Genomic DNA, 23,837 nt, shown 5'->3' on the forward strand with positions numbered 1-23,837 from the left:
CGGGAACAGGTGTTATCGCAAATACAAGTAGAAGGCGGTACAACTGCACAGAAACGCTCTTTCTATAGGGTTTGTACCTGCCTGGTAAGCACCTGCCGTTTGCCCAGTGATACCAGGTGATCGTATAGGCCCATGGGCAGCAGGCTATGTTTATCAATAAACAGCAGCTTGAATCTTTGCTCGGCGTTATAGGTAGCGTTGTCTGCATAATCAAACCGCAATACATAACAGGAATCATTTTCAGTAACACTGGCGCTGATCACACCATTCGTATCTAATTTTACCAGGTCAGGAAAAACCATTTGTCCGCCAGGTGAGCCCATAATTCCTTTTCCTGGTTTCAGATTCATAGTATAGATACGCTTTTCAGTATCCATTTGAAAAGATTTGCCCCCGTGTATACAGTTTCGGAGGGTATATCATCCCGGTTGGCCCTGAAAGAAAAACCAAAAAGAGGATCTGTACTGTCCATTGTAATATCGCAATGACCAGTATGTTCCAAAATAGTGGCTGTAGTGAATGTGTCTAATCGGTGGATGGTATAAGTAACTCGTTGCAACTGCTGTTGCCTTTGTATTACGGCTTGAATGGTCTTTTGTGCCGCCGGTGTAATTTGAGCGGTCATCTGTTGGCACGTAAACAGGAAAAAGCTGCACAGGATATATAGGCGATTCAGGTAAGACAACAAGCAGGGGGCTGTTTTAGCAAGCATAAATAGGGTTTTCAATAAGAGTGGAAAAAGCGATAAGGTTGGAAGTCCGTGCAATGTTTTTTACATGGGTGCCCTATTACTTTAGGGTATACTTTTCATCAACCTGTGGTTCCCCTTCGCTTCTTATTCTGCTCTTAGTCTCTTCACCGGATTGGCCGTGGCGGCCTTGATGGCTTGAAAGCTAACGGTGATCAGAGCAATCAGCAATGCACTCATACCGGCAATTACAAATACCCACCAGCCAATGGCTACCCGGTAGGCAAAATCATGTAGCCAATTGTTCATGATATACCAGGTGAGGGGATGGCCACTACGATAGCAATGAATATCAGTTTCAAGAAGTCCTTTGAAAGCATGCTGGCAATATCTGTTACCGAAGCACCCAATACTTTGCGGATACCAATTTCTTTGATTCGTTGACTGGCTGTATAGGCCGACAACCCCAGCAGCCCCAGGCATCCGATCACAATCGCCAGGATGGCAAATGTTGTGAACAGGGTAGCAAACTGGCGCTCGTTGCTGTATTGCCGGTTAAAATATTCATCCAGGAAGAAATAGGTAAAAGGATTGCCCGCAAAGGCCCTATCCCAGGCCCGATGAATGGCGGCTACCGTTTGTGCAGGTTGATCGCTATTGATCCGTACGGAATACATTTCACCCTGGTATTTTGAGAAAACAAATAAACCAGGGTCGATCGTTTTCTTAAGTGATACCTGGTGGTAATCGTTGACTACGCCTACAATGGTTCGTGGTGAATCATCAAAAGCAGGTATGGAAATGGTCTGCCCTACTATATCGGCCACATTTGTATAACCCAACAACCGGGCTGTTGACTCGGTAACGATCACTGCACTGTTTTCTTCATCTTCATAGGCGGGCGAAAAGTTGCGGCCGGCTATTAACTGCATTTGAAATGTTTGCAGAAAATCATGGTCCATACTATTGGCCCGTACGACTACCGAATCATTATGCTGGCCACCGATCCTTTTCACCAATACTTTGTATTCCCGTTGTTTGCCCGGCACCGTCAGGGAGGCTGCAGTAGCTGTTACACCGGGTATTTTCTTCAGCTCATTACGAAACAGGTCTATGGATTGCATAAAGATGGCGCGATCAGGATTGGTAATGGCGGGCCGCTCCATTACCATCACCTGGTTAATGTTCATACCCAGGTTGCGGTTCATCATAAAGTTCAGTTGCCGGTAAATAATGATGGTGCCGGCTATGAGAACGATGGATGCAATAAACTGTATCACCACCAGGCCCTGGCGTAATAAAATGCCCCGGCCGCTGTGTTGCAGCTTTCCTTTTAGTACCGTGAGCGGCTTAAAGGAAGAGAGTACCAGCGCAGGATAAAAGCCGGATAATAAAGTGCCGCCAATCCATAACAAAGTAATAGCTGATAAAAACCAGGATTGGTAAAGTGATGAGTGAGTAAGTGAGAGTCCCGATAAACTATTGAAATAGGGAGGGCCATCAGTATCTGCAATACCGCTACTGCTATGGCAATAAGATTGACCAGCGCTGCCTCCACAAGAAACTGTTTGATGAGCTGTGCTTTGAAAGCACCCATCACTTTGCGTACTCCTACCTCTTTGGCCCTTTCCACCGACCGGGCTGTGGCGAGATTAATATAATTGATCCAGGCAATGACCAGGATAAAAAGCCCGATTACGGACATGAACACAACGATCCGTTCATTGCCATTGGCAGTGGCTTCTTCGGCCAGGGCCGACCTAAGGTGAATGTCTTTTAATGGTTGAAGGCCTAACACGTATTGTTGCCCATTATTCTTTGAACCGGGTTTATATTTTTCTACGATTGCCGGCAAGCGGGCTTCAATGGCCTGGCGATCCGTTCCGGGTTGCAGTCTGATAAAGGTGTACATATCATTCCGGCTCCATCCATTGTCATACCGTCCTGGACTTTCATTGCCGCGCCCAAACAGGGTCTTGTAGGAGAATAGTACATCAAATTGTAAATGCGTATTCTCCGGCAGGTCCTTGAATACACCCGTTACCTGTGCCGGCTCCATATTAAGGTCATCGTCTTGCAACACTAAGGTTTTGCCAATAGGGTCTTCCCGTTTAAAATACAAAGCTGCATACGTTTCAGAGATCACGGCCGTCAATGGTCTTGCCAATGCTGTCCGGGCATCTCCTTTTACCATTGGGTAACCCATCATGGACAAGAAGGAAGAATCGGCATATAAAAAATGCTGTTGCTTGAGCGCAATGGGTTCGGGTTTGGCTTCCTTATAGGTAATGACCACATTGTTCTTATAGCCTACATTGTATAGTCGTGCATAATCCGTTACTCCGGGAAGTTCATGGCGAAGGACTGGCCCTACACCGGGATAATTCTCGGCAGAAGACATGATCAGCTCATTGTTGAGCCAGGTATCCAGTTTTACCCGGTATATATCATCCTTGTCTGGAATAAAGTCCTCATAACTGCGCTCAAACTTTACATACAACGCAATGAGCAAGAAAACAGCCATGCCAATGCCAAGGCCGGTAATATTGAGGAGGGAAAAGAACTTGTTTTTTTGTAAGCTCCTGAAAGCTGTCAAAAGCATGTTGCGAATCATAGCAGATAAGTTATAATGTAGTCAACCACTACAATAGTACCGGTTTTTAAGAGACTGATAATCAGGTTGGGTTAAAAAGCAATATGTTCATTAACGATACAGCAGGCGTACGTTTTTGTTACAAGGGGGTACAAGCCTGCCGATACCAGTAATGAACCTTACCATTACCCATATTGATACGGCCTGCATACTGTTGGAGATGAACGGCTACCGTATACTGACCGATCCTACGCTCGACAATGCCGGCGGCTTGTACTATCATGGGTTTGGGGCAGCCTCCCGTAAAACCGAAAACCCGGCGGTACCCATGACCAGCTTGCAAAATATTGACCTTGTTTTATTAAGCCATCACCAGCATAAAGACAACCTGGATACCAATGGAAAGGCATTCCTCGCAGCTACTTCGGCAAGGGTACTCTCTACCAAAAAAGCAGCCCGGGAAATGAAACAGGTAACGGAACTGGATAATTGGGAAACCATTTCCATTGAAACCAGTAAAGTAAAAGGGCTGCGTATTACGGCTACTCCAGCCCAATACCCTTATTCCCATCCATTACAAGGGCTGGATACATTTTAAAGAAAAAGAATCCACTTTGCGCACTTCCATCGCGGCAAGCCCCTTCATACAGGAGAAAACGATCTTCCTGCAACCAGGCGAACCCATGATGTTCAAACAGGGAAAGTAAACCCATTGCTGCATAGCCTTTCAGCCATCCTAAAACCGTACGTAATTTGTATCATAAACGTACAGTTTGATTGGGTAGATTTCTTGTATTTGATTGATTATTAGCTGTATAGAGACGGGCATTGCTTTTGGTTCAAACTGTTTCAAAATTCCCTGCATGGTAAAAAGCATTTGTACGATTGCCTGGCGGAGCATGATCCGCAATAAAACTTTTTCGGCTATTAATATCCTTGGCCTTGCTTTGGGAATGGCGGCCAGTCTTTTCATATTTCTCTGGGTCAAGGATGAATTAAGCATCGGCAGGCAGTACAAGAATAGTTCTACATTGTTTCGTATCATGGAACGGGAATATTCATCCGGTAAAGTAGTTGCCGATGGAGATACACCAGGTATTTTGGCCGGGGAGCTTAAAAGCAATTCCCGGAAGTGGTACATGCGGCTGGTATAACCTGGCCCGAAGGGCATGTACTGACAGTAGGTGATAAGATCATCAGACAGATAGGCCGTTATGCCGGGGCCGATTGGTTTGCCATGTACAGCATTCCCTGTTGGAGGGTACGCCTGCCAATGCGCTTAATACGCCTTCAGGAATAGCTATTTCCAGTAAGCTGGCAGCAACTTATTTTGGTACTCCCCAGCAGGCCATTGGTCAAACCATCAGGTTCGACAATACAGTCAATTACCAGGTGACAGCTGTATTTGAAACCTTGCCTGCCAATGAACCCGAACAATATGATTACCTGCTCAATTGGGATGAGTTTCTCCGTCGCAACAGTTGGGCGAAGGATTGGACCAATGGCGGACCGCAAACCCGTATACAACTTAGCGCTGATGCAGATGTCAAAAGTTTGATGCAAAGCTGAAAGACTTTCTGAAAGGAAGAAATACTGATTTTAATTCCACTTTTCATATTGAGTTGTTCCTGCAACCTGAAGCCAATGCCTACCTCTATTCTGGTTTTAAAAATGGTTACCAGGATGGAGGTCGTATCGAATCCGTTCGTTTGCTGGCTATCGTGGCTATATTCCTATTGTTGATTGCAGGCATCAATTTTACCAACCTGGCTACGGCACGGTCTGTAAAACGGGCCCGTGAAGTAGGTGTTCGCAAAGCCATCGGCGCAGCCCGCGCTTCCCTGATCCGGCAATTTATGGGAGAAGCTTTGCTGCTAACCCTCATTGCCCTGGTTATAGCCGTTGCGTTGGTGATGGTATTCCTGCCAGCCTTTAATCACCTGACCGGAAAACAACTGGTATTGTCCCTTGGCCAGCCGCAGGTATGGTTCATCCTTTCCGGCCTGTTGGTTATTATGGGTATTTTAGCAGGAAGTTATCCGGCCTTTTTCTTTCCTCCCTCAACCCGGTTCGGGTGTTAAAGGCGCCCTGCGTTTTGGAGCAGGGGCCATATTATTCCGTCGCGGCCTGGTGGTATTTCAGTTTATCATGAGCATGCTGTTGATTACCGGCACGCTGGTGGTGTACAAGCAGCTGCACTATATACAAACGAAAAATATTGGGTACGACCGCGAGAACCTGGTCAGCATACCCGGTCAGCATGGCCTGGCCGACAAGTATACCACCTTCCGCAATGAACTACTGAAAATGCCGGGCATCCGTGCGGTGACGCATGCGGCTCTTAATCCTTTATATAACGGCAATACCACCGAAAGCGTTACCTGGCCAGGTAAGGACCCGAATGATATGATATCCTTCAATCAAACGGGTGTATGGTATGATTTTGCCAAAGTGCTAAAGGTGAATATTATTGCGGGACGGGACTTCTCCCCGGCATTTGCAGATTCCAACAACTTCCTGATCAACCAAACGGCGGCAGCCCGTATTGGTTATAAAGACCCCGTAGGCAAACCTCTCTCTATCTGGGGTAAGCAGGGAACGATCATCGGGGTGGTAGAGGATTTTCATTTTAATTCCCTCCACGACCGTATCACACCCATGATCATACGGATGGACGAAAAATACAGTTACGATAACCTGCTGGTGCGTACGGAGCCTGGTAAAACAAAAGAGGCCCTGGCCGCTATGGAAACACTTTGCCGTACCATGAATCCTGGCTTCCCTTTTACCTATTCTTTCATTGATGAAGGGTACCGGCAACAATACAAAAGTGAATCCATTGTAGGTACACTGGCCACCGTTTTTGCTTGTTTGGCCATCTTTATTGCCTGCCTGGGATTGTTTGGGTTGGCTGCGTTTACTGCCGAGCAACGGACCAAAGAAATTGGCGTGCGCAAAGTATTGGGTGCAAGTGTTACCAATATTGTTGGCTTGCTTTCCAGGGATTTCCTGAAGCTGGTATTGATCGCCATCGTACTGGCCACACCCGTAGCCTGGTGGGTAATGCATGAATGGTTGCAAGCTTTTAGCTACCGGGCCAATATCAGCTGGTGGATCTTTGTAGTGGCAGGGCTGCTGGCGGTGATCATTGCGTTGATCACCGTGAGCTTTCAAAGTATCAGGGCGGCGCTCACAAGCCCCTCGAAGAGTTTAAAACAGAATAATAATATCCATTCCCTTATTTATGATCTATTCAACCGTTCGCCGTATCCTGTTTACTGTACTGGTATTGTTGTTAGCGACAATCGCCTTATTCCCCTTTCAGGCAAATGCCCAATCTGTTGAAAAAGTAGTATTTGATAAAAGTGATACTACCAATGGGTATTACCTGGCCGTGCGCCCAAGGTCCAATAATATCAAGGGTACCTTACTGTTGATCACCTGTTTTAACAGTCCGGGAAACCTGCTGCCGGAAACCCGGTTACACAATGTGGCCTGGAACAATGACCTGTTGGTGGTCTATATGTCCATGGGTGAACAATTATTTGCTGATGCAGCAGCGGTGGAACGCATCAATAAAGCAGGGCAGCATATAGACGCCACTTTTAAGACCGATACTGCCCGTTTTGCCCTGGCTGGTTATGATTTTGCCGGTAATATTGCTTTGCGGTATGCGGAGCTGGCCAACGAGCAGTTTTCATCTTGGATGGAGTGATACGGTTAGTAAAGGTTATTGTGGAGGGGTTCGTACCGCCGCAAAAATAGAAAGCCATCATACTTCCTTATACTCTATACCTTCCGGCCTTCCCTTGAAGTATTGGCCGGGATGATAACCCGAAAACTCCTTGAAGTCGTGAATGAAATGTGATTGATCATAATAACCACATTCGTAGGCAATGTCGGTTAGCGATTTAAAGGTGCTCCCATATTGTTGAAGCGCTTCCTGAAACGGATAATGCGGGAATACACTTTGGGGTGAAGCCTGCATATTCCGTAAACTTGCGTTCAAACTGCCGCCGCGATAAATTGTAATGGTTCGACAGCTGCTCTATGTTCATGAGCGATTGAGCATGGATCACTTGCTTCACTGCCGTTTGAATAGTGGGTTCCCGTTGCTTGTTCTTATGCAGTTGTGCTTCCAGGAAGGCTGCCAGGAGCTGGGCCCGTTGTTCATTGCTGATGGCCAACATGATCCTTTCTTCCAGTAAGGTTCCTTCGACGCCGAGGAGATCTTTCAGGTCAATCATGTGATTGATGATATCCGTGGCCGCATACCCAAATAGTTGTGGAATGGCAAAAGGGTAGAGGTAGGCGCCAAAAATGCCAAAACTTTCCTGAGTAACAAACCTTTTAAAGTGTTTGGACTGCGCTTGCAGCAGAGAGTAATTGTACAGCGGCGTAATACTGTCATCGGCGGCAATGGGGCTGAACAAACCCTTGTAGTGGAATACCATTTCGGCACAACCATCGGCCATGGAACGATATACGTAGGTACTGCCTGGCGCTATATCGTGCTCAAATACCCAGAAAAAGCGTACAAAGGGTGCCAGAACAGGCGGAGGCGGTATGGTATAATACCTGGTGTTCATGGAAAGCTGATTGTCTCAAATATAACGTTTTATAGACTAGCAAAGAGGTGACACCTTTCGTCCGTCTCGTAAGAGCAAAGGTGTCACCTCTTTACTTTAACCCTGCCTCTCTCCGAAGCAAGCGCCCACTCACTGCTTTCCATACAATCGTTGTGCCAGGGCATAATAGGCCGGGGGCATGTGGTGGAGGAAAACATTTTTTCCATCGGATACAAATTCTTGATGATAAACTGCATCCGGCATCAGGATAATGGGGCTGCCCGCTCGCATAAAATTACTACCTGGTGAGTAGGCAGGTTCCCTCAATTGTGGCAAGTATTTTTTACCTGTTTGAATACCACCTTGCCCAGGTACTTACGAAACTTTTTTGTGAGCGCCGCGATACACGGTCCATGGAATTAAAAGCATGGTTCAGGTACCAGCGAACCAGCAAGGGCTGTTTTTTAAGGGCAGGTTTTACATTGGTGAATGGATTCAATTCATTAAAATCCTTCAACGACTGCAGGCTAAAGGGTGTTTCAGGCACCCAGTCCGATGCATTGACCACCGTATAGCTCCAACCTGGCCGGGTAATGAAATCATAATCGTATACATACTGCATATTGCCCGGTTTAGGCGCAGCACTGCAATAGGTTTTGTACACAATATCACGCGGCAATACACCGGCTGCTGTTTGGTAATGCAGCCAGGAACGCAACAAAAACGCCAGGGCGCCGCCCTGGCTATGCCCAATTATGATAAATTCCTGCACCCCTTTTTGCCGATAGGCCTTGATTTGTTCGGCAATAGCAGGGGCCATAGAGGCCATGCCAATCAGCCAGCCTACGTGTACAGTAGCCTCCGGGCTTTCGGCCAGTTTATAAGAGAAGTTTGTACTGTCATTCAATTGTACCTGTCCCGTGGCCGGTACCATGGCTGCATAGAAATTTTCCAACCAGCTGGCTGCATCGGCCACCGTACCCCGTAGGCTGATCACCCCCACCTGGTCATCCTTCCTCAGCCATAGGTCCCATTGGTTCTTCAATCCCACTTCCGGCGAGCGATGGATCAACCGGTATTGTAATGGCTTGGGTGGTTGCTCCTTCATAAGGGCCGAATCCGCAATCCTGCCATTGATGCGCAGCATTTCCAGGTATTCGTGGATCTCAAAACCAGGCTTCAGGATAGATTGGGCATTGGCAGCATATAGGCCGGGCAGGAGTGCAAGAAGCGTGCAAAAATAAGCTTATTCAAGGGGTGGTACCATAAGGCGGGTATGCATGAAGGAGTATGTCCCGGTATCCGCATAATAAGACTGTTTTATATAAATCTATTGAATTTTCCTATAAAGTCCCCTATTATCCCATGAGTTGATGCAGATTAGGATTCATGACAAGAAAAAGAAAAATGTGGACGAAATAGTCATTGACCAGGATCACCCTATATTCTGTTATTGTTCGGGATCAAGTATTGAAATTATATTTGTTACGTGATAGATATTATAGTAAATTAGTATTAGAGTTTACCGTTTGATGCATACCATTTGTGCCACACTCATTCAACCTTACTACCTTACTCAAAATCCACTTTTTCTGCAATGATGACTTTGTTCATCAACACTGCCTGGCAACATCCAATTTCCTCTGCTGATAGGTAATTCAAGTCAATCCTAATTGCTTATATTTTGCCAATTTTCATTTGATGGCATTCGTCTGTCCATTCCTATTAAAATCCACTTACCATTACTTAAATCTGTTTTGCTTACGGTTAGCATAACCCGTAATGCGTTGGTGGATTATAGATGCCGGCAGGGATTGTAGTACGTACTGGTGCTAGCCATAACATCAATGTCCAAATGTTCATAGTGACCCTATAAGTACGATGAACCCCTGCCCAGTGTATGAGGCCCCTCACTACGTGGAGGGGCTTTTTCATAGTGTAATTTTTTTCATGGGTCTGGTGAACTGCTGGAACTCATCCCTGGCAGCCCATGAGTGACGATTCTTTCTTAGATTGCAGCCTCAAATATTGTCTTTATGAGTCAGGTGATCATTTCGGTCAAGAACCTTGTTAAAAAATATGGCCAGTTTGAAGCTGTGAAAGGCATCAGCTTCGACGTGCGGGAAGGAGAGATATTTGGCCTGCTGGGTCCCAATGGAGCCGGTAAATCCACTACTTTGGAGATCATTGAAACCCTGCGCGATAAAACGGCTGGCGAGGTCATCGTCAACGGGTTTAACCTCGATAAAGACCCCAATGAGATCAAAAGATCATTGGCGTACAACTGCAAACATCCGGCTTCTATCCCGGCCTTAACCTCCTGGAATTGATCGACCTGTTTGCCGGTTTGTATAACCGGACCGTTGATGGCCGCGAATTGCTGAAAAGCGTAAACCTGGAAGACAAAGCCAAAAACAAGTTCAAGGAATTAAGCGGTGGTCAAAAACAACGTTTTTCCATTGCTACCACCCTGATCAATCAACCTAAGATCATTTTCCTGGACGAACCCACCACTGGCCTCGACCCACAGGCGCGGCGCAACCTCTGGGACCTTGTTTTGAAAATCCGCGCCCAGGGTACTACCGTGATCATTACCACCCACTATATGGATGAAGCAGAGATGTTGTGTGATCGCATTGCCATTATTGATGCCGGGAAGATCATTGCCCTGAAACTCCCGATAAAATGATCGATGAATTGGTGGCTACTGGTTTTGAACGCCCCAGGGAGGTAAAGAAAGCCAACCTGGAAGATGTGTTCATTCATTTAACCGGCCATGATCTGAGAGGGGAGTAATGATTTAATGTGGTAATTTGAAAATTTGAAAATGCCTGTGCTTTGCAAGGCTGTAAGGTGATAGGTTGTCTTAATTGTTAAATTATCGATTTAAAGCGAAGAGGTGACACCTTTTCGTTTTCGCAGCAAAAGAAAGGTGTCACCTCTTTGGGTGCCCAAAATGGATCATTTTCAAATTACCTAATTTTCAAATTCTCAAATTAACATGGACTTACGTTATCCTATTGGTAAATACGAACCCCAACCCTTTTCTGATAAACAAAAAAGGCCTGGTTACAGGACATTCAGTTCTTACCGGGTTTGCTGGAAGAGGCTATAGAAAACCTGGACGAACGCCAGTTCGATACCCCTTACCGGGATGGTGGCTGGACCGTGAAACAAGTGGTGCACCACGTACCTGATAGCCATATGAATGCTTATACCCGTTTTAAGCTGGGACTTACAGAAGATAATCCTGTAATAAAGCCATATGAAGAAGGGTTATGGGCCGGTTTGCGCGATGTAGAAGTGGTGCCCGTAAATATATCTATTACTTTATTGTATGCATTACATACCCGCTGGCATGCCGCCATCCGCGACCTGAGCAATGACCAATGGAAAAGAACCGTCATGCATCCCGAACATAAAAAGAGATGAGTCTCTGGCATTTACTGGGCATGTATGCCTGGCATGGTAAACACCATGTAGCGCATATCACTTCCCTGCGTGACAGGAAAGGCTGGTGATAAAAAGACCTGTACGATGGCAGCCGCCACCGCACAGGTCAAGCTAGAACCATTCTATTTTCATCACTAGAACACTCCTTCCATTAGTCTTACACGATGAACGGATCCACAATGGCCAGTACAGCTGCTTCAGTCAGCGGCTCGTCAAATGCTTCCGAAGCCGCATTAACAGAAATGCCCGTTCCGTTGATATTTACAATGTCAATAGTTGCCTGAGTGGTTAGGTCCTCCCCATTATAACTTGCCTGTACAGCAGCACCGATACCGCCGGTATCTTTACCTGTGATCCAGGGTTTAATGGTGGTATTACTCAAAAAGTTGCGGCGCATGTACCGTATATGGGCCGCATGCCTGGCTTCAACAGAATGTATCTGCAGTGCCGCTGTCAGTACATCATTATTGGCTATCAATTCTGCTGCACGTCCTTTATAGGCCCTAACGCCCGTATCCTCAAAGGTCTGTGCTACTGCCAGCAATAAGCCATAATTGGTGAATACATCTTTGAACGGACCATTGCCCGAGCCATTGCCGGCACTAAAATCGAACGTTGGTTTGGTGCGTGGTGTAGAACCGCTGGCGGTAATGGCTGTTTTCAGAAAGTTCACATGCGCATTTTCATGATCACGGATGGTAGTAAAAGCGCCCGTGGGTGGTCCGGCTGGAACAATGCCGCTCATAACCGCTTTGGTATAGAACTCGGCTTCCAGGTATTCCAATGTTAAGGCATATTGCAATACATCCAGCACCGTACCATTGGTACCACGGCCATAAGCCTTGCTAAACAAGCTACCCAGGGCCAGGGGCACGGCGGCCAATGCCAGCTTACCACTCAGCTTCGCAAATTGCTGAATTACCTTACGACGGGGATTGAGCCGGTCGTATATTTCAGGATCTACCTGCTCTACTTCTGTAATAATATGATGGATATTCATGTGTTTTATTTTAGGAAGTGGGTAAGTTATTTGCATTCAGCTTCGACTTCAGGAAAGACGAGGCCGTGGCCAATACATCTTTCGGTGCTTTGGCCATGTCCAGCCCATTGCTGTCAATCACCGTATTATCGGCGAAGGAACCATTGGAGATCAGGTCGCGGATAAAGGCCGCATGGCGTGCTTCCACGGATACAATTTTACCGGCTAACAATAAATAGTCAGGACTGGTAATCAATTTGCCGGCGCCATTATAAGCCGAGACCCCCAGGTCTTCAAATGCTTTAGCTGTGCCCAATACACTGTCGCGGCTGCTGAAGTTGATCGACGCAAAATTCACTTCCAGGCCCGGGATCGCTTTATCCCCAGTGCTTTTTTGAAGAATTCACGATGGGCTACTTCATGATCCCGGATATCAGTAAGCAAAGCGGTTTCTGTAGCCGTGATGCCGCTAAAGGGGGTCATGATAACCTGTAAATAAAAAGCTGCTTCCAATTGCTCCAGTGCATAGGCATAGTTTAATATACCTATATCCCCACTGCCGAGATTGATGCCCATGTCATCATTATTTTTATCTTTCTTACAGGCGTCTGCCAGAGCCGCTACTGTAACCAGCCCGGCTGTTTGGGTTAAAAGCGCCTTCTTGCCATTCCCTTTGCAGTAATGGCATGCTGATCTTCAGAAACATACAAGTGTTTTTGTTTCATACAATTTTTTTGCTGAATGATACAATAGAGGTTACAGCGTAACCTTTGGTGGATACAATAAATGATCAGGTGTGGACATGATCCGTTACCAGGACCAACATCATTGTTCAGTATTTAACTGAATAGATTTGTTGATAATTAAACATGTTTTAGAGATCAGAAGGCTTACACTGGGGCACTTGAGACTGAACTTTATAAGCTTAATAAAGACAATCAGACTGGTTTGTTATAACAAAAATGCTGATGCACCAATATATACGTAGTGAAGAAACAGAAGGTTTGAATGGGTAGAAAAGATTTGATGGAGGGTGTTGAGGTTCATAGATCTTATGGCGGTAGTAATAGGTATAAAAAGGGAAGGCCGGCAAAAGCCAGCCCTCGTGTGAGCCTTTTAGCTCCTGGGTAACACCACATGATCGATCATATGAACAAAAATGTCATTTAGTATAGATGATTTAGCAGGCTATTGGTTTGGTCGACTTTCTTCTTATGCGGAGTCAGTATTGGAGGTAGTTGAATTACTTACGTAAGAAGGCCTCCTGTTGGATTTACCAAACCCGATTTTTATGTTTTTAAAGATCATAAATCCATTTTTATTGAAATCCGTAGTAAGCGCTGCTTAATTTCCTATGGGGATGTATTTTTACTTTTTAATTACAACCTGTTATTAAATTACTACCATGGCTTACTGGCTTGTAAAATCCGAACCATTCAAATATCCCTGGGATCAATTTGTAAAAGACAAGGAAACCTATTGGGATGGTGTGCGCAACTATGCAGCCCGCAACTTTATGAAGGAAATGAAAAAAGGCGATCAGGTATTGTATTACCATAGCAATGAAGGGCTGGAGATCGTGGGCATAGCCAAAGTAACCAAAGAGTTTTACCAGGACCCTACTACCGATGAGGATGCCTGGGTAGTGGTGAACCTGGCGCCCTATAAAAATTAAAGAAACCCGTAGGCCTGGCCCAGATCAAGGCCGATAAAAGATTGGCCAATATGGCCCTGGTGCGCCTGGGGAGGCTGTCTGTAGGCCCGGTTACCAGCGAAGAATGGGCGGTGGTAATGGAACTGGCAGGAGAGTAAGCGCCCCTTTATTGATTACCCTCCAAAGGGTTACCCTTTCTGCATGTAGGGTATAAATAATTACAAGTCCGCATTGAAGGGGCCTGCTACGGGCCCCTTTGCTGTAAATCCAATACATTTTATTGAGTGCATGTTAACTATACCTCCACGGGTATGGAAAAACAGCCGTATGCACAGTCCACAGCAGGAAATAATCATTTGCAAATTGTTTTATGTAAAATAAAATTTACTGCATCTAATCTTCACTTACGTCTAAAAGTATAGCCATGAAATTCAACACACAATGGCAGTTACCCCTATTGGCGGTACTGCTCCTGACTACCAATGCCTGTAAGAATAAAGCGTCAAAAGAAGTATCCCTTCCTACTGAAGCAAAGCTGGCATTAATTGCTGCCACACAAGCCCATGCCCCGGCCCCAGACGAATACAAAATGGAAAACGAACACTTGATATAGCTGCTGATACCATTGCGCAGCAGGTAGATCATGAAATGCCGGCCGGTGATAAAAAGCAGCAACACCAGGCGCCAACCCCTAAACAAGCGGTTGCAGATAATCCCGATTGGGATAAAAAGATCATTAAGAACGCCACCTTGTCGGTAGAAGTAAAAGCCTATACCCAATTCAACGATCTGGTGCGTAACGCAGTCAAACAATCCGGTGGTTATATAGCCAGGGAAGAACAAAGCGAATCGGATTACAAAGTAGAGAACAGCCTTACCATTAAAGTGCCGGTTGATCAGTTTGATAATACCGTGCTGGCCCTTACCCCCGGTAAAGAAAAAATACTGGTGAAGCGAATCACCTCGCAGGATGTAACGGGCGAAGTGGTAGATACCAAATCACGGCTGGAGGCCAAACGCCAGGTGAGACTTCGTTACCTGGACCTGCTCAAGCAGGCAAAAACATGGAAGAGATACTACAGGTACAAAATGAGATCAACGATATACAGGAAAATATGGAGGCTGCGGCTGGCCGCATCAATTACCTTACCCATGCTGCCGCTTATAGCACCATTGAACTGAGCTTTTTCCAGGTATTGGACCCCAGGCCCGGGATCAGGAAACGCCGCCCGGCTTTGGGAAAAAGTATTACTCGCATTGGGGGAAGGACTGGCATGGGTAGGAGAGCTAATCATTTTATTGCTTGCACTTTGGCCCGCATGGCTGGTATTGTTAGCAGGATGGTGGTTATTCCGTAAGTACCGTCCTGCCAAAAGAGTAGCAGTAGCACAGCCTGCGCCACCCACTACCCAGGAATAATTTAAGGTATACTACGCTGCAACGCTGCTTAGACCGGGCAGCAGGGTGATTCACCTTTGTTCCTTGATGTATGTTTTTCATTGCTGGGTCTTTTTATAGCAGAACGGCGTTTGGCAGCTTTGGTGTTGCCAGGCGCCTTCTGTATTTTCGTGGATCGGCAATGGGCTGCTGCGGTCAAAAGAGGTAGCCAAACAAAGATTGTTGCTATTTAGTTACCTATTTTTAATATCAACTCCTATTCACGCCTGCCTTCTCATGAAGCCCCCTTAATAAAAATAGAAAAACAACAACTGAAATACGATCATCTTATGAAAAAGAAATTAGTAGTCCTGACCGGTGCAGGCATCAGTGCCGAAAGTGGATTGAGAACCTTTCGAGATAGTGATGGTCTATGGGAGGGATATGAAGTAACAGAAGTGGCTACACCCAGGGCATGGAACAAAAATCCCAAGCTGGTGCTGGAGTTTTACAACCAGCGTCGTGGCAATGTACTGCAAGCTCAACCCAATGCCGCCCATTTTGGACTGGCCGATCTGCAAAATGATTTTGATGTACATATCGTAACACAGAATATCGACGATTTACACGAACGGGCAGGCTCCACTAAGGTATTGCACCTGCATGGGGAGATCTTCAAAATGCGCAGTGAAAAAGATGAAAGCCTGGTATATGATATCAAAGGAGATATCAAGTGGGGCGATAAGGCCGAAGATGGCGCCCAGTTAAGGCCCCATATCGTATGGTTTGAAGAGCCCGTACCCATGATCGAAGAAGCCGTACGGATCGTACGGCAGGCTGATATATTTGCTGTGGTAGGTACTTCATTGGTGGTATATCCAGCCGCTGGGCTGGTCAACTATGCCGCCCACCATATTCCGAAATACATCATTGATAAAAAAATACCCTATACTTCTTCCGTTGGCCATCTTACTTTGATTGAAAAGCCCGCCACAGAAGGAGTAAAAGAATTCAGTAATCTCCTAAGGGGTATATAAAAATAAGCGCTTGTGAAGTGGCCTGAAAAGGGCCACTTTATGACCCTTGTTCAAAGAATACAATACCCTGTTCTTCCAGCTCTTTCAATACTGGTTCATAAATAGACGCATGAATGGGTATATGCAGGCCGGTAAGTTGGATCTTGCCTTGCAAAATGAGTTTGGCTGCAATACCCAGTGGCAGCCCCACCGTTTTTGCCATGGCCGTACGTAGTTGGTCTTCTCCTTTTACAATAAGCGTGCTGGTGATATAATGGGAGTCGCCATCTGCTGATTCATAACCTATTTCATGCAACATCACGATCATGTCCTTATCTTCCTTGCCCAATACCAGTTTGGATTCCAGGGCAAATTGTAATACATCGGCCGTACTGCAGGTGCCTTTATTGATCAGCGTTTTGTCGTCCTCCATACCCAGGAAGAACAATTGCTTCATAGATAGATTGGCTTCATGCATCTGGCCGGCTACCGTGGCCGCAGCCTTTGTTTTTACCTCATCCAGGTTGAAGTCCATCAGTTGCCCCTGATCATCCACCATCATGAAATCCTGCAATGCCTTGCGATCCTTCTCATCCACCTCCTGCTCAGCCTGCAGCAATTGCTGTAGTTTCTCCAATAGCTGTTTGGTTTGGGCAAACCTGGCTGTCAATTGCGTTTCTATCCATTCCGAAAAACCATGCGTATTAAAATGTTGCTGAAAGAACTGTTGCAATGTCATGCCATCCGTATCATATTGCTCCGTTTCATCCGTCAGCTTTAGTTCGATCACGTTTTTCCAGCCAAAGCAAAATTCCGGATAACGCAAAGTTGTGCGTATAAAAGTGGCGGCTTCTTCCAACTGGTATACGGGTATATAACTAAGTGAATCACGATTGGGATAATACGCAAGAAGGCCCAGTTCGGGCACCTTCACTACCCGGTTGGCATCGAAAAGCGCCTCATAAGGCAGGTGAACCTCCTGCTGATCTTCTTTGTACACGGCCCCTGCTTTTCCTGCCAATACTACATTGCGTGGGTTCCAGCTGATCTTATAATGCCAGGGATTATCATCGTTCTCAGGTGCCACCAGCCCGCCACAATGCGATTTAAAAGAAGTAATACGCCCACCAGTACTTTTGATGCGGTGTATGAGTTGCATGGCGCTCATATGGTCAATACCGGGATCCAGCCCCATTTCACAGAGGAACAGGAGTCCTTGGTCCTGGATCCGGGGCGCCAATGCCGAAATCTTTTCATCTACGTAAGAGGCCGTAAGCAAGTGTTTGCCCAATGCTACACAATCCCCGGCTACCAGGAAATGCAGGGAGGGAGGGAGGAGAGAGACCACGATATCGGCGCTTGCTACCAATGCCTTTCGATCGGCCTCCATTTCCACATTCAGGGCCACGGCCTGAGTATGCGGCGCTCCGCCTGTTTTGGATTGGACCAGGGCCAGGTTATTATCTGCTACCGTAAGTTGCCAGGCGTTGGCCTGTACAGTGGTGATCAGGTATTCAATAAGGCAGGTGGCCGACTTACCAGCGCCAAACACAACAATATGTTTCATGCAATTGCGGATATGGCTTGCAAGATAATAAAGTCCGGAAGACCTTGAGCCCCAAAGAAGGGCAGTCTGAAAGTCGGAAAGTCCAAAAGTCCGGAAGACGGAAAGTAGGTAAGTAACTTCGCTTGGTTTTGTACAAACTTCCGGTCTTCCGGACTTTTCCAGACAAAGAATAACCGGACCGCTGTAAGCTGCCCGGTTTTCTCGTTCTGAGCCGTCCTTAAAATGAGTTATTGTTGTAGTTTTATCTCGCCCAGGTCAGTCGTTTGACCTTCTTTACATCGGCATTCAGCGTGGCATCCTTGTAGGGATTTTTAGCATTCACCAACACTTTCCAGGCGCCGGGCTTTACAATAAAGCTAAAGCCCCTGTCGGCTGACTTTAATTTAAGAGAGTCTGTTCCATTAATAGCGATCACTACTTCCGCTCCATCGGAAGGTGAAATTTTCCCCGTAATAGACGATTGATGCATTACGCGAACGGCGTGCAGACTGAATACCGCGATGATAATAACAACCAGCGTGGCAATGGTCTTTTTCATAACGAATGGTTTTAGCGATGGTACAAATCCAATATCCTGCTGTTCAAGGCAGGCAGGTATCCACAAAGGCAACGGTTAAAAAGGGAGAGGGGGAATGATAAAGCAATCGCAGGATGACAGTTATTCAATTTTTGTGCCATGGTTTGTGGCTGCGTGGGTAAATAGCGAGGCACTGGGAGACGGAAGATCCTGGACTTCAAAAGCGATCAGCATGCTGATCGCTTTTGAAGTACTATAATACGTTATTAAGTTAACCGGAATTTAATATCCTGCATGGGCCAGCCCCAGGGCTTTGGAGTTAATACGGGTAATAACATAATCAACTGTTACACCCCGGTTGGTACGGGGCGCCTCAACTGTTTTCTGTTCACCCGGTGCCACATCACTAAACAGGAGCATTTGGGTTTTTACTACCCGCTTTTCGGGGCCCAGGTAACGCACCTCTACCTGCACCTCATCAAGGGGTAAAGGCTGTTATTGGATATAGTAAGCTGCAGATCAGAAATACCGCCCAATACCCCAATCTTGTATTTATTGGCGTCCAGGGCTACCAGCTGGTGTATATTTTTACGGGTCTGTTCCGCCTCCTGACGGCTTACAGGGGTTTCTTCGGGTTTATTCGTAACAAGGGCGGGAATGACCTTTACCGTTTGTCTTTGTGATACATCCTTCACCGGTAAGGATTCTTTGATGGTAAGGGCCTCGGTTTTATGGCTCACAGGTTGGCCAATAGGTTCCTGCTTATGGCTGGTTGGTTCAACGGTTGGTTGTTGTTGATCAGTGGCCACATTGGCATCACTGGTTGACTGGTTCTCCTGAAGGGGCACCGTAGCGGCGGCTTCCCGGGCCACCAGCTGTTGGTTCTTCCGGTCCCGCTCCTGGATCTGTTTCACCATTTGGTCCAATGCTGCACTGTCCCTTTGATTGCGACTATTGCTGATAATAAGCCCAATGATCACACCGCCCAATAACAGGCAGGCGGCGGCAATACTGCGCATGACCAGTTTATGGTTATTAGGCCGCAAATGGAGTACGCGGGCCAAGCCCTCATCCTGCTGGGGATGATTCCTTTCAACAATCGCTGAAAAACCTACAGCAGCTACCGGCATAGGATCGTCAATAGACTCGCCAATGACTTTATCGGCTATCACCGGATTGGCGGCCGCTGTTTCGGCTTGCTTTATTTTTCTTCCCGCAGCCGGGCAAACTTTTCATCCAACAGCAAAGCAGCATTGGCATCGGCTTCAGTCTTGTCGGTATTGGCTGGCGTGGTATTGGCCGTAGTGGTCGTATTGTTATTGCGATTGCCAGCTCCCGCAGGCAAGGTGACATAGATCTTCTTGGTCGAAATATTTTGAGGAACGTTCGTTGTGACGGCTACTGGTGTGGTAACCACAACGGCTTCGGTATGCACAGTTTCCTGTTGGATGCCGTTTTTAGCGGATGATTGTGCAGTGGCTTGTTGCGCTGGTTTCTTCTTGTAGAAACGATCATAAGGTTGTTCTTCAACAGCAGGGGCAAAGCTGCTTAATTCGGCTATTTCACTGGGATAACGCCATGCAGCACTTCGGCCATCTAACCATACCAGGTCATAAGGCTTGAGACCTTTTTCTTTCAACTCTTCTACCGAGTAAGGCCCCGTTTGCTTGTTGTCGCGGAGTAATAAATACTTGTTCATATTTCATCGATAAGCATACACAAAAGCTCATTCAGCAATTGTAGAGGTACGATGTCGGGTAGTGTTTCAGGGGATTGGAATAGAGAAAAGAATCGGAAGTGGATGTTTTCCAGGTTCTATGCAAGTTAATAACTTGCCCCCACTTATTCCAATAACCTGGCCGGAAAAATTGTTAAAAGCGTTGGAATACAAGAATACAGATGACAGAATTCAGAAGCGTTTGAGCCGATGGTATTAACGTATACCCATTCACCCTGGCTTTTTAACACCAGCCACTTACTGCCGCCCTGAAGCCAACTATTAATCCGGTACTTACCCCCAAGATTCTGTATGCTAAATGCTGTATTCTGTATTCTAAACTCTATTTTTACAACTACTTCATTTATAGCATTATTTTATGGAAACTACAGGAGCTATCAGCCAGCAACCCATCCCTTTGTCATTGCCTCGCCGTAACCAGGTACCTGCCGCCGGCATTACCGTACTGGCGGGGATTTAGGTGGTACCAAAACCAACCTGGCTGTTTATAAGGTTAGCGCCCAGGGTATGAAACTGGCCCAATCCGCCAGGTATGCTTCGGCTGAATACAACTCGCTGACTTCGATCATACAACATTTCCTGTCAGACTATGACCTGGCTTTGCCCGATCGTATTAGCCTGGGAGTAGCCGGTCCTGTATTGAATGGAAAGGTAGATCTGACCAACCTAAGTTGGGTATTGGACCAGGCTGCCATTGCCCGGGATATCGGTGTTGAGAAAGTGGTCATGATCAACGACTTGGAAGCCATGGCCTATGGGTTGGCGGGATTGACACCGGATGACTTAATTACCATACACCCCGGTAAGGGCCAGGCTATAGGCAATATGGCCATTATAGCCCCCGGTACCGGATTGGGCCAGGCTGGCCTGTTTTGGAATGGCAGTGCTTATTTCCCTTTCCCTACAGAAGGAGGCCATTGCGATTTTTCACCCCGTACCGATCTGGATATGGACCTGTGTAAGTACCTCCAGCAAAACGATGGGGTAGTAAGCTGGGAAAAAGTAGCCGCAGGACCTGCCATCACCAGCATATTTACCTTTTTGCGCGATGTGAAGAAGCGGGACGTGCCTGCCTGGTTATCCGAACAATTGACATCCGAGAAAGATGATTCGGCCGTGATCAGCCAGGCCGCCCTTCATAATAAAGCCGCCATTTGCGTAGAAACAATGGATCTGTTCATCCGCTATCTTGCCCGCGAAACCTCCAACCTGGTGCTTAAAATGAAGGCCACCGGCGGCGTTTTCCTGGGCGGTGGTATTCCCCCAAGATAGCTCCCTTGCTTTTGCAGGAAGCTTTTTACCGCCATTATATGGATAGCGACCGCATGCAGCATCTATTACAGGAAGTGCCGATCCGCATCATTAAAAACGATAAAACAGGCTTACTGGGCGCTGCTTATTATGGAGCTTATGGAGAATGGTAATTAATTCCAATATATACATGAACGGAGAACAATGTATCCCTTGTAATGTTAAATTTGATTGCAAGTGTTCCCGGCATTACCTGTAAGGCGCCCTGGTTATCGAGTATTTGTAATACCCGAAGCATCCGGAATTGTAAATGCTAAATCCGAAATTGTCTTAGTATGAATAAGCGTTGTGGTTATCAGTTTTTCCTGTGTGTTGGTATAGTAGTGGCTTTGCAGGTAACTCCTTCTTTTGCCCAGAAAAGTAAAGTGACCGAGAATGTAGACCTCGTCTTTCACAATACCGCCGAGATGCTCCAGCAAATACATTATGCCCCTAAAAAGCTGGACGACAAATTCTCTACCCAGGTGTTCGCAGCCTATCTGGAACAATTGGATCCCGGCAAACGCTTTTTCTCCGGGAAGACCTGCAGGAATTCAAAAATATCAATTGCAGCTGGATGATGAAATGAAAGGGAAGGTAGTACACTTTTATAAAGTCGTGAATACTTCCTTCCGCCAACGGCTCAAAGAGTCGGAAGCTATGGTAGAAGAACTGCTCAAGCAACCTTTTAAGTTCAATACCCAGGAGGTATACAATACCCATACCGATAAACTGGATTATTGTAAATCACTCGACGATCTGAAAAACCGCTGGCGCAATTACCTCAAGTTTCAGGTATTGGGGCAGTATGAAGACCTGCTGGATATCCATGCAAGGGATACGGCCAATAAGTTGACCGATGCCCAAATGGAAGAGAAAGCCCGCCAAACCATCCTGCGCATTGAAAAACGCAATATCGCCAACCTGCAAAAGTTAACTACTGATGAAGAGGCGTTCAATACCTATGTCAACAGCATTACCAACCTGTATGATCCTCATTCCAACTATTTCTTACCAGTTGATCGCCGCGAATTTCAGGAAAACCTAAGTGGCGTATATTATGGCATAGGTGCTTTGCTGGCCGATATGCAGGGTAAGATTGGCATTGGCGAACTGATGATCGGAGGTCCGGCCTGGAAATCGGGCCAGGTAGAAAAAGGCGATGTCATTGTAAAAGTGGCCCAGCAAGGCGGTAAGCCCGTAGAAGTAGCCGGTTTTGTTATGAGTGAAGTGATCAAGCTTACCCGCGGCCAGCAGGGAACAGCCGTTACCATTACCTTTCGCAAAAGCGATGGCAGTTTGAAAGACGTGACCCTCAAACGGGAAGCCCTTCAATTGGATGACACCTTTGTAAAGAGTGCCATCATTGAAGACTCCGTTAAACTAGGCTATATTTCCTTCCCCAAGTTCTATACCGATTTTGGCGATGCCAATGGACGTAGCTGTGCAGCCGATATGGCGCGTGAACTGGCCCGCCTGCAACAGGAAAATGTAAAAGGCATTATCATTGATATCCGAGATAATATCGGCGGTAGCCTGGGCGAAGTGATCAATATGATTGGCCTCTTCATCAAAGAAGGACCGGTAGTACAGGTAAAAGGCCCCGCTGGTGAGCCTTATGTGAGTCGTGTTAAAGGTAAAGCCGTATTGTATGATGGGCCCCTCGTTGTATTGGTCAACGAAATGAGCGCTTCGGCTGCCGAGATATTTGCTGCTGCCATACAGGACTATCACCGGGGTGTTATTGTAGGCGCCAACTCTACCTATGGCAAGGGATCTGTACAACGTCCCTTTGGCATAGGCGATAACCGGGTGGCTGCAGCAAATGCCGTGAATACCGACCTGGGCACCCTGCATGTTACCTTGCAGAAATACTACCGTATTACAGGTGCTGCTACCCAACTGAAAGGAATAGAACCCGATATCAAACTGCCTGGTATCTACGAGCCATATAAGATGCAGGAAAAGAACAATCCTACTGCCCTCGCTTGGGATACCATCCAGGCCGTACCATTCGCCGTATTGATGAGCAGGGAGCCATACCCAAGGTAGTGGCTATTTCCGGCGGACGTATGCAGCAGGATACTACCTTAAGCGCCCTTACCAAAAACCTGCAGTGGATGCAAAACAGGACCGGCATCTATGCCTTACAGTTGGAAAAATACCGGGCTGCCGAAAAAGAACTCCAGGCCAAAGTACGCGATATACGGAAACAACTGGTATCCGCAAAACCCATGGGTGTAAAGAATACGACCGATATGGAAGAGTCGCTTAAAACAAAAGAGCAATTCAAAAATGACAGCAACAAAGCCTGGCTCAATTCCCTGAAACGCGACCTGTTCTTATCAGAAGCCGTATATGTGATGTATGATTACCTGCGCCTGCAAATAAGCTAAC

The 23,837-nt window shown here is 46.5% G+C and carries 31 protein-coding genes and 3 pseudogenes; 19 read left to right on the plus strand and 15 right to left on the minus strand.

Going from position 1 to position 23,837, the window contains the following annotated elements:
• Positions 1–62: 62 nt before the first annotated feature.
• From RS881_RS19580 to RS881_RS19595, 4 genes are all read right to left on the minus strand, one after another.
• On the minus strand, positions 63–377 hold the full coding sequence (locus tag RS881_RS19580; protein ID WP_315822609.1) for a hypothetical protein: 315 nt from the start codon (positions 375–377) through the stop codon (positions 63–65).
• A gap of 458 nt (positions 378–835) precedes the next feature.
• Positions 836–997, minus strand: a complete 162-nt coding sequence (locus tag RS881_RS19585) for a hypothetical protein (protein WP_315822610.1) — start codon at positions 995–997, stop codon at positions 836–838.
• Positions 994–2,103, minus strand: a complete 1,110-nt coding sequence (locus RS881_RS19590) for an ABC transporter permease (protein ID WP_315822611.1) — start codon at positions 2,101–2,103, stop codon at positions 994–996. The genes RS881_RS19585 and RS881_RS19590 overlap by 4 nt, the downstream gene beginning before the upstream one ends.
• Positions 2,022–3,302: an ABC transporter permease gene (locus tag RS881_RS19595; RefSeq protein WP_315822612.1), complete on the minus strand. Its 1,281-nt coding sequence runs from the start codon at positions 3,300–3,302 to the stop codon at positions 2,022–2,024. The genes RS881_RS19590 and RS881_RS19595 overlap by 82 nt, the downstream gene beginning before the upstream one ends.
• Before the next feature lie 151 nt (positions 3,303–3,453).
• Between RS881_RS19595 and RS881_RS19600 the strand changes: the two genes are divergently transcribed.
• The 6 genes from RS881_RS19600 to RS881_RS19625 all read left to right on the plus strand — a co-directional run bounded on the left by RS881_RS19600 (position 3,454) and on the right by RS881_RS19625 (position 6,996).
• A complete protein-coding gene (locus RS881_RS19600) occupies positions 3,454–3,879 on the plus strand; it encodes an MBL fold metallo-hydrolase (RefSeq protein ID WP_315822613.1) in 426 nt (141 codons plus the stop codon).
• Between the two features lie 265 nt (positions 3,880–4,144).
• Positions 4,145–4,435: an ABC transporter permease gene (locus tag RS881_RS19605; RefSeq protein WP_315822614.1), complete on the plus strand. Its 291-nt coding sequence runs from the start codon at positions 4,145–4,147 to the stop codon at positions 4,433–4,435.
• 100 nt (positions 4,436–4,535) lie between these two features.
• Positions 4,536–4,850: an ABC transporter permease gene (locus RS881_RS19610; protein WP_315822615.1), complete on the plus strand. Its 315-nt coding sequence runs from the start codon at positions 4,536–4,538 to the stop codon at positions 4,848–4,850.
• A gap of 53 nt (positions 4,851–4,903) precedes the next feature.
• The gene (locus RS881_RS19615) at positions 4,904–5,362 is read left to right on the plus strand and encodes an ABC transporter permease (RefSeq protein ID WP_315822616.1); all 459 of its coding nucleotides are present in this window, start codon (positions 4,904–4,906) and stop codon (positions 5,360–5,362) included.
• A 67-nt stretch (positions 5,363–5,429) separates the two neighbouring features.
• A complete protein-coding gene (locus tag RS881_RS19620; protein ID WP_315822617.1) occupies positions 5,430–6,626 on the plus strand; it encodes an ABC transporter permease in 1,197 nt (398 codons plus the stop codon).
• Positions 6,571–6,996: a hypothetical protein gene (locus tag RS881_RS19625; RefSeq protein WP_315822618.1), complete on the plus strand. Its 426-nt coding sequence runs from the start codon at positions 6,571–6,573 to the stop codon at positions 6,994–6,996. The genes RS881_RS19620 and RS881_RS19625 overlap by 56 nt, the downstream gene beginning before the upstream one ends.
• Positions 6,997–7,053: 57 nt before the next feature.
• Here the strand turns inward: RS881_RS19625 and RS881_RS59695 are convergent, their stop codons facing one another.
• From RS881_RS59695 to RS881_RS19635, 3 genes are all read right to left on the minus strand, one after another.
• On the minus strand, positions 7,054–7,269 hold the full coding sequence (locus RS881_RS59695) for a helix-turn-helix domain-containing protein (protein WP_350340143.1): 216 nt from the start codon (positions 7,267–7,269) through the stop codon (positions 7,054–7,056).
• Positions 7,193–7,870: a DUF6597 domain-containing transcriptional factor gene (locus RS881_RS19630; RefSeq protein ID WP_315822619.1), complete on the minus strand. Its 678-nt coding sequence runs from the start codon at positions 7,868–7,870 to the stop codon at positions 7,193–7,195. Before RS881_RS19630 ends, RS881_RS59695 begins: the two co-directional genes overlap by 77 nt.
• Before the next feature lie 322 nt (positions 7,871–8,192).
• A complete protein-coding gene (locus RS881_RS19635) occupies positions 8,193–8,996 on the minus strand; it encodes a lipase family protein (RefSeq protein ID WP_315822620.1) in 804 nt (267 codons plus the stop codon).
• Positions 8,997–9,885: 889 nt separating this feature from the next.
• On the opposite strand from RS881_RS19635, the pseudogene RS881_RS19640 reads away from it, so the two are divergent.
• The 3 genes and pseudogenes from RS881_RS19640 to RS881_RS19650 form a co-directional block, all read left to right on the plus strand.
• Positions 9,886–10,304 (plus strand): annotated as a pseudogene (locus RS881_RS19640) (ATP-binding cassette domain-containing protein); the annotation flags it as partial.
• Positions 10,305–10,322: 18 nt separating this feature from the next.
• Positions 10,323–10,538, plus strand: a complete 216-nt coding sequence (locus RS881_RS19645; RefSeq protein WP_315824543.1) for an AAA family ATPase — start codon at positions 10,323–10,325, stop codon at positions 10,536–10,538.
• A 407-nt stretch (positions 10,539–10,945) separates the two neighbouring features.
• Positions 10,946–11,281: a DinB family protein gene (locus tag RS881_RS19650; protein ID WP_315822621.1), complete on the plus strand. Its 336-nt coding sequence runs from the start codon at positions 10,946–10,948 to the stop codon at positions 11,279–11,281.
• A gap of 178 nt (positions 11,282–11,459) precedes the next feature.
• On the opposite strand, the gene RS881_RS19655 is transcribed toward RS881_RS19650, so the two are convergent.
• The 3 genes from RS881_RS19655 to RS881_RS19665 are packed head-to-tail and all read right to left on the minus strand — an operon-like array spanning position 11,460 to position 12,857.
• Positions 11,460–12,302, minus strand: coding sequence for a ferritin-like domain-containing protein (locus RS881_RS19655; RefSeq protein ID WP_315822622.1), 843 nt, complete (start codon positions 12,300–12,302; stop codon positions 11,460–11,462).
• 10 nt (positions 12,303–12,312) lie between these two features.
• Positions 12,313–12,639, minus strand: coding sequence for a ferritin-like domain-containing protein (locus RS881_RS19660; RefSeq protein ID WP_315822623.1), 327 nt, complete (start codon positions 12,637–12,639; stop codon positions 12,313–12,315).
• Complete coding sequence (locus RS881_RS19665; protein ID WP_315822624.1) at positions 12,636–12,857, minus strand: ferritin-like domain-containing protein; 222 nt, start codon at positions 12,855–12,857, stop codon at positions 12,636–12,638. The genes RS881_RS19660 and RS881_RS19665 overlap by 4 nt, the downstream gene beginning before the upstream one ends.
• Before the next feature lie 829 nt (positions 12,858–13,686).
• On the opposite strand from RS881_RS19665, the gene RS881_RS19670 reads away from it, so the two are divergent.
• The 6 genes and pseudogenes from RS881_RS19670 to RS881_RS19695 all read left to right on the plus strand — a co-directional run bounded on the left by RS881_RS19670 (position 13,687) and on the right by RS881_RS19695 (position 16,349).
• Positions 13,687–13,956 carry an EVE domain-containing protein gene (locus RS881_RS19670; RefSeq protein ID WP_315822625.1) on the plus strand — a complete coding sequence of 90 codons (270 nt, stop codon included), beginning with the start codon at positions 13,687–13,689 and terminating at the stop codon, positions 13,954–13,956.
• 50 nt (positions 13,957–14,006) lie between these two features.
• The gene (locus RS881_RS19675) at positions 14,007–14,093 is read left to right on the plus strand and encodes a hypothetical protein (RefSeq protein WP_315824544.1); all 87 of its coding nucleotides are present in this window, start codon (positions 14,007–14,009) and stop codon (positions 14,091–14,093) included.
• 266 nt (positions 14,094–14,359) lie between these two features.
• On the plus strand, positions 14,360–14,548 hold the full coding sequence (locus tag RS881_RS19680; protein ID WP_315822626.1) for a hypothetical protein: 189 nt from the start codon (positions 14,360–14,362) through the stop codon (positions 14,546–14,548).
• 35 nt (positions 14,549–14,583) lie between these two features.
• Positions 14,584–15,077: pseudogene (locus RS881_RS19685) on the plus strand (DUF4349 domain-containing protein); the annotation flags it as partial.
• 115 nt (positions 15,078–15,192) lie between these two features.
• Entirely contained in the window at positions 15,193–15,354 is a 162-nt protein-coding gene (locus RS881_RS19690; RefSeq protein ID WP_315822628.1) for a hypothetical protein, read from the plus strand.
• Positions 15,355–15,662: 308 nt separating this feature from the next.
• Positions 15,663–16,349, plus strand: coding sequence for an SIR2 family NAD-dependent protein deacylase (locus RS881_RS19695; protein WP_315822629.1), 687 nt, complete (start codon positions 15,663–15,665; stop codon positions 16,347–16,349).
• Positions 16,350–16,386: 37 nt separating this feature from the next.
• Here RS881_RS19695 and RS881_RS19700 read toward each other — a convergent pair whose 3' ends face one another.
• The 5 genes from RS881_RS19700 to RS881_RS19720 all read right to left on the minus strand — a co-directional run bounded on the left by RS881_RS19700 (position 16,387) and on the right by RS881_RS19720 (position 20,111).
• A complete protein-coding gene (locus RS881_RS19700; RefSeq protein ID WP_315822630.1) occupies positions 16,387–17,895 on the minus strand; it encodes a saccharopine dehydrogenase C-terminal domain-containing protein in 1,509 nt (502 codons plus the stop codon).
• 241 nt (positions 17,896–18,136) lie between these two features.
• Complete coding sequence (locus RS881_RS19705; RefSeq protein WP_315822631.1) at positions 18,137–18,433, minus strand: carboxypeptidase regulatory-like domain-containing protein; 297 nt, start codon at positions 18,431–18,433, stop codon at positions 18,137–18,139.
• Positions 18,434–18,694: 261 nt separating this feature from the next.
• A complete protein-coding gene (locus RS881_RS19710; RefSeq protein ID WP_315822632.1) occupies positions 18,695–18,886 on the minus strand; it encodes a hypothetical protein in 192 nt (63 codons plus the stop codon).
• On the minus strand, positions 18,877–19,584 hold the full coding sequence (locus tag RS881_RS19715; protein WP_315822633.1) for a hypothetical protein: 708 nt from the start codon (positions 19,582–19,584) through the stop codon (positions 18,877–18,879). Before RS881_RS19715 ends, RS881_RS19710 begins: the two co-directional genes overlap by 10 nt.
• 29 nt (positions 19,585–19,613) lie before the next feature.
• Positions 19,614–20,111, minus strand: a complete 498-nt coding sequence (locus RS881_RS19720; protein ID WP_315822634.1) for a GYF domain-containing protein — start codon at positions 20,109–20,111, stop codon at positions 19,614–19,616.
• Positions 20,112–20,657: 546 nt separating this feature from the next.
• Here RS881_RS19720 and glk point away from each other — a divergent pair.
• From glk to RS881_RS19740, 4 genes and pseudogenes are all read left to right on the plus strand, one after another.
• Positions 20,658–21,574, plus strand: a pseudogene (gene glk, locus RS881_RS19725) (glucokinase).
• Between the two features lie 162 nt (positions 21,575–21,736).
• Entirely contained in the window at positions 21,737–22,021 is a 285-nt protein-coding gene (locus tag RS881_RS19730; protein WP_315822635.1) for a hypothetical protein, read from the plus strand.
• Positions 22,008–23,492: a S41 family peptidase gene (locus RS881_RS19735; RefSeq protein ID WP_315822636.1), complete on the plus strand. Its 1,485-nt coding sequence runs from the start codon at positions 22,008–22,010 to the stop codon at positions 23,490–23,492. Before RS881_RS19730 ends, RS881_RS19735 begins: the two co-directional genes overlap by 14 nt.
• Positions 23,429–23,836, plus strand: a complete 408-nt coding sequence (locus tag RS881_RS19740; protein ID WP_315822637.1) for a carboxy terminal-processing peptidase — start codon at positions 23,429–23,431, stop codon at positions 23,834–23,836. The genes RS881_RS19735 and RS881_RS19740 overlap by 64 nt, the downstream gene beginning before the upstream one ends.
• The last annotated feature ends 1 nt before the right edge of the window (position 23,837 follow it).

The organism is Paraflavitalea speifideaquila (assembly GCF_032395985.1).
Lineage (GTDB): Bacteria > Bacteroidota > Bacteroidia > Chitinophagales > Chitinophagaceae > Paraflavitalea > Paraflavitalea speifideaquila.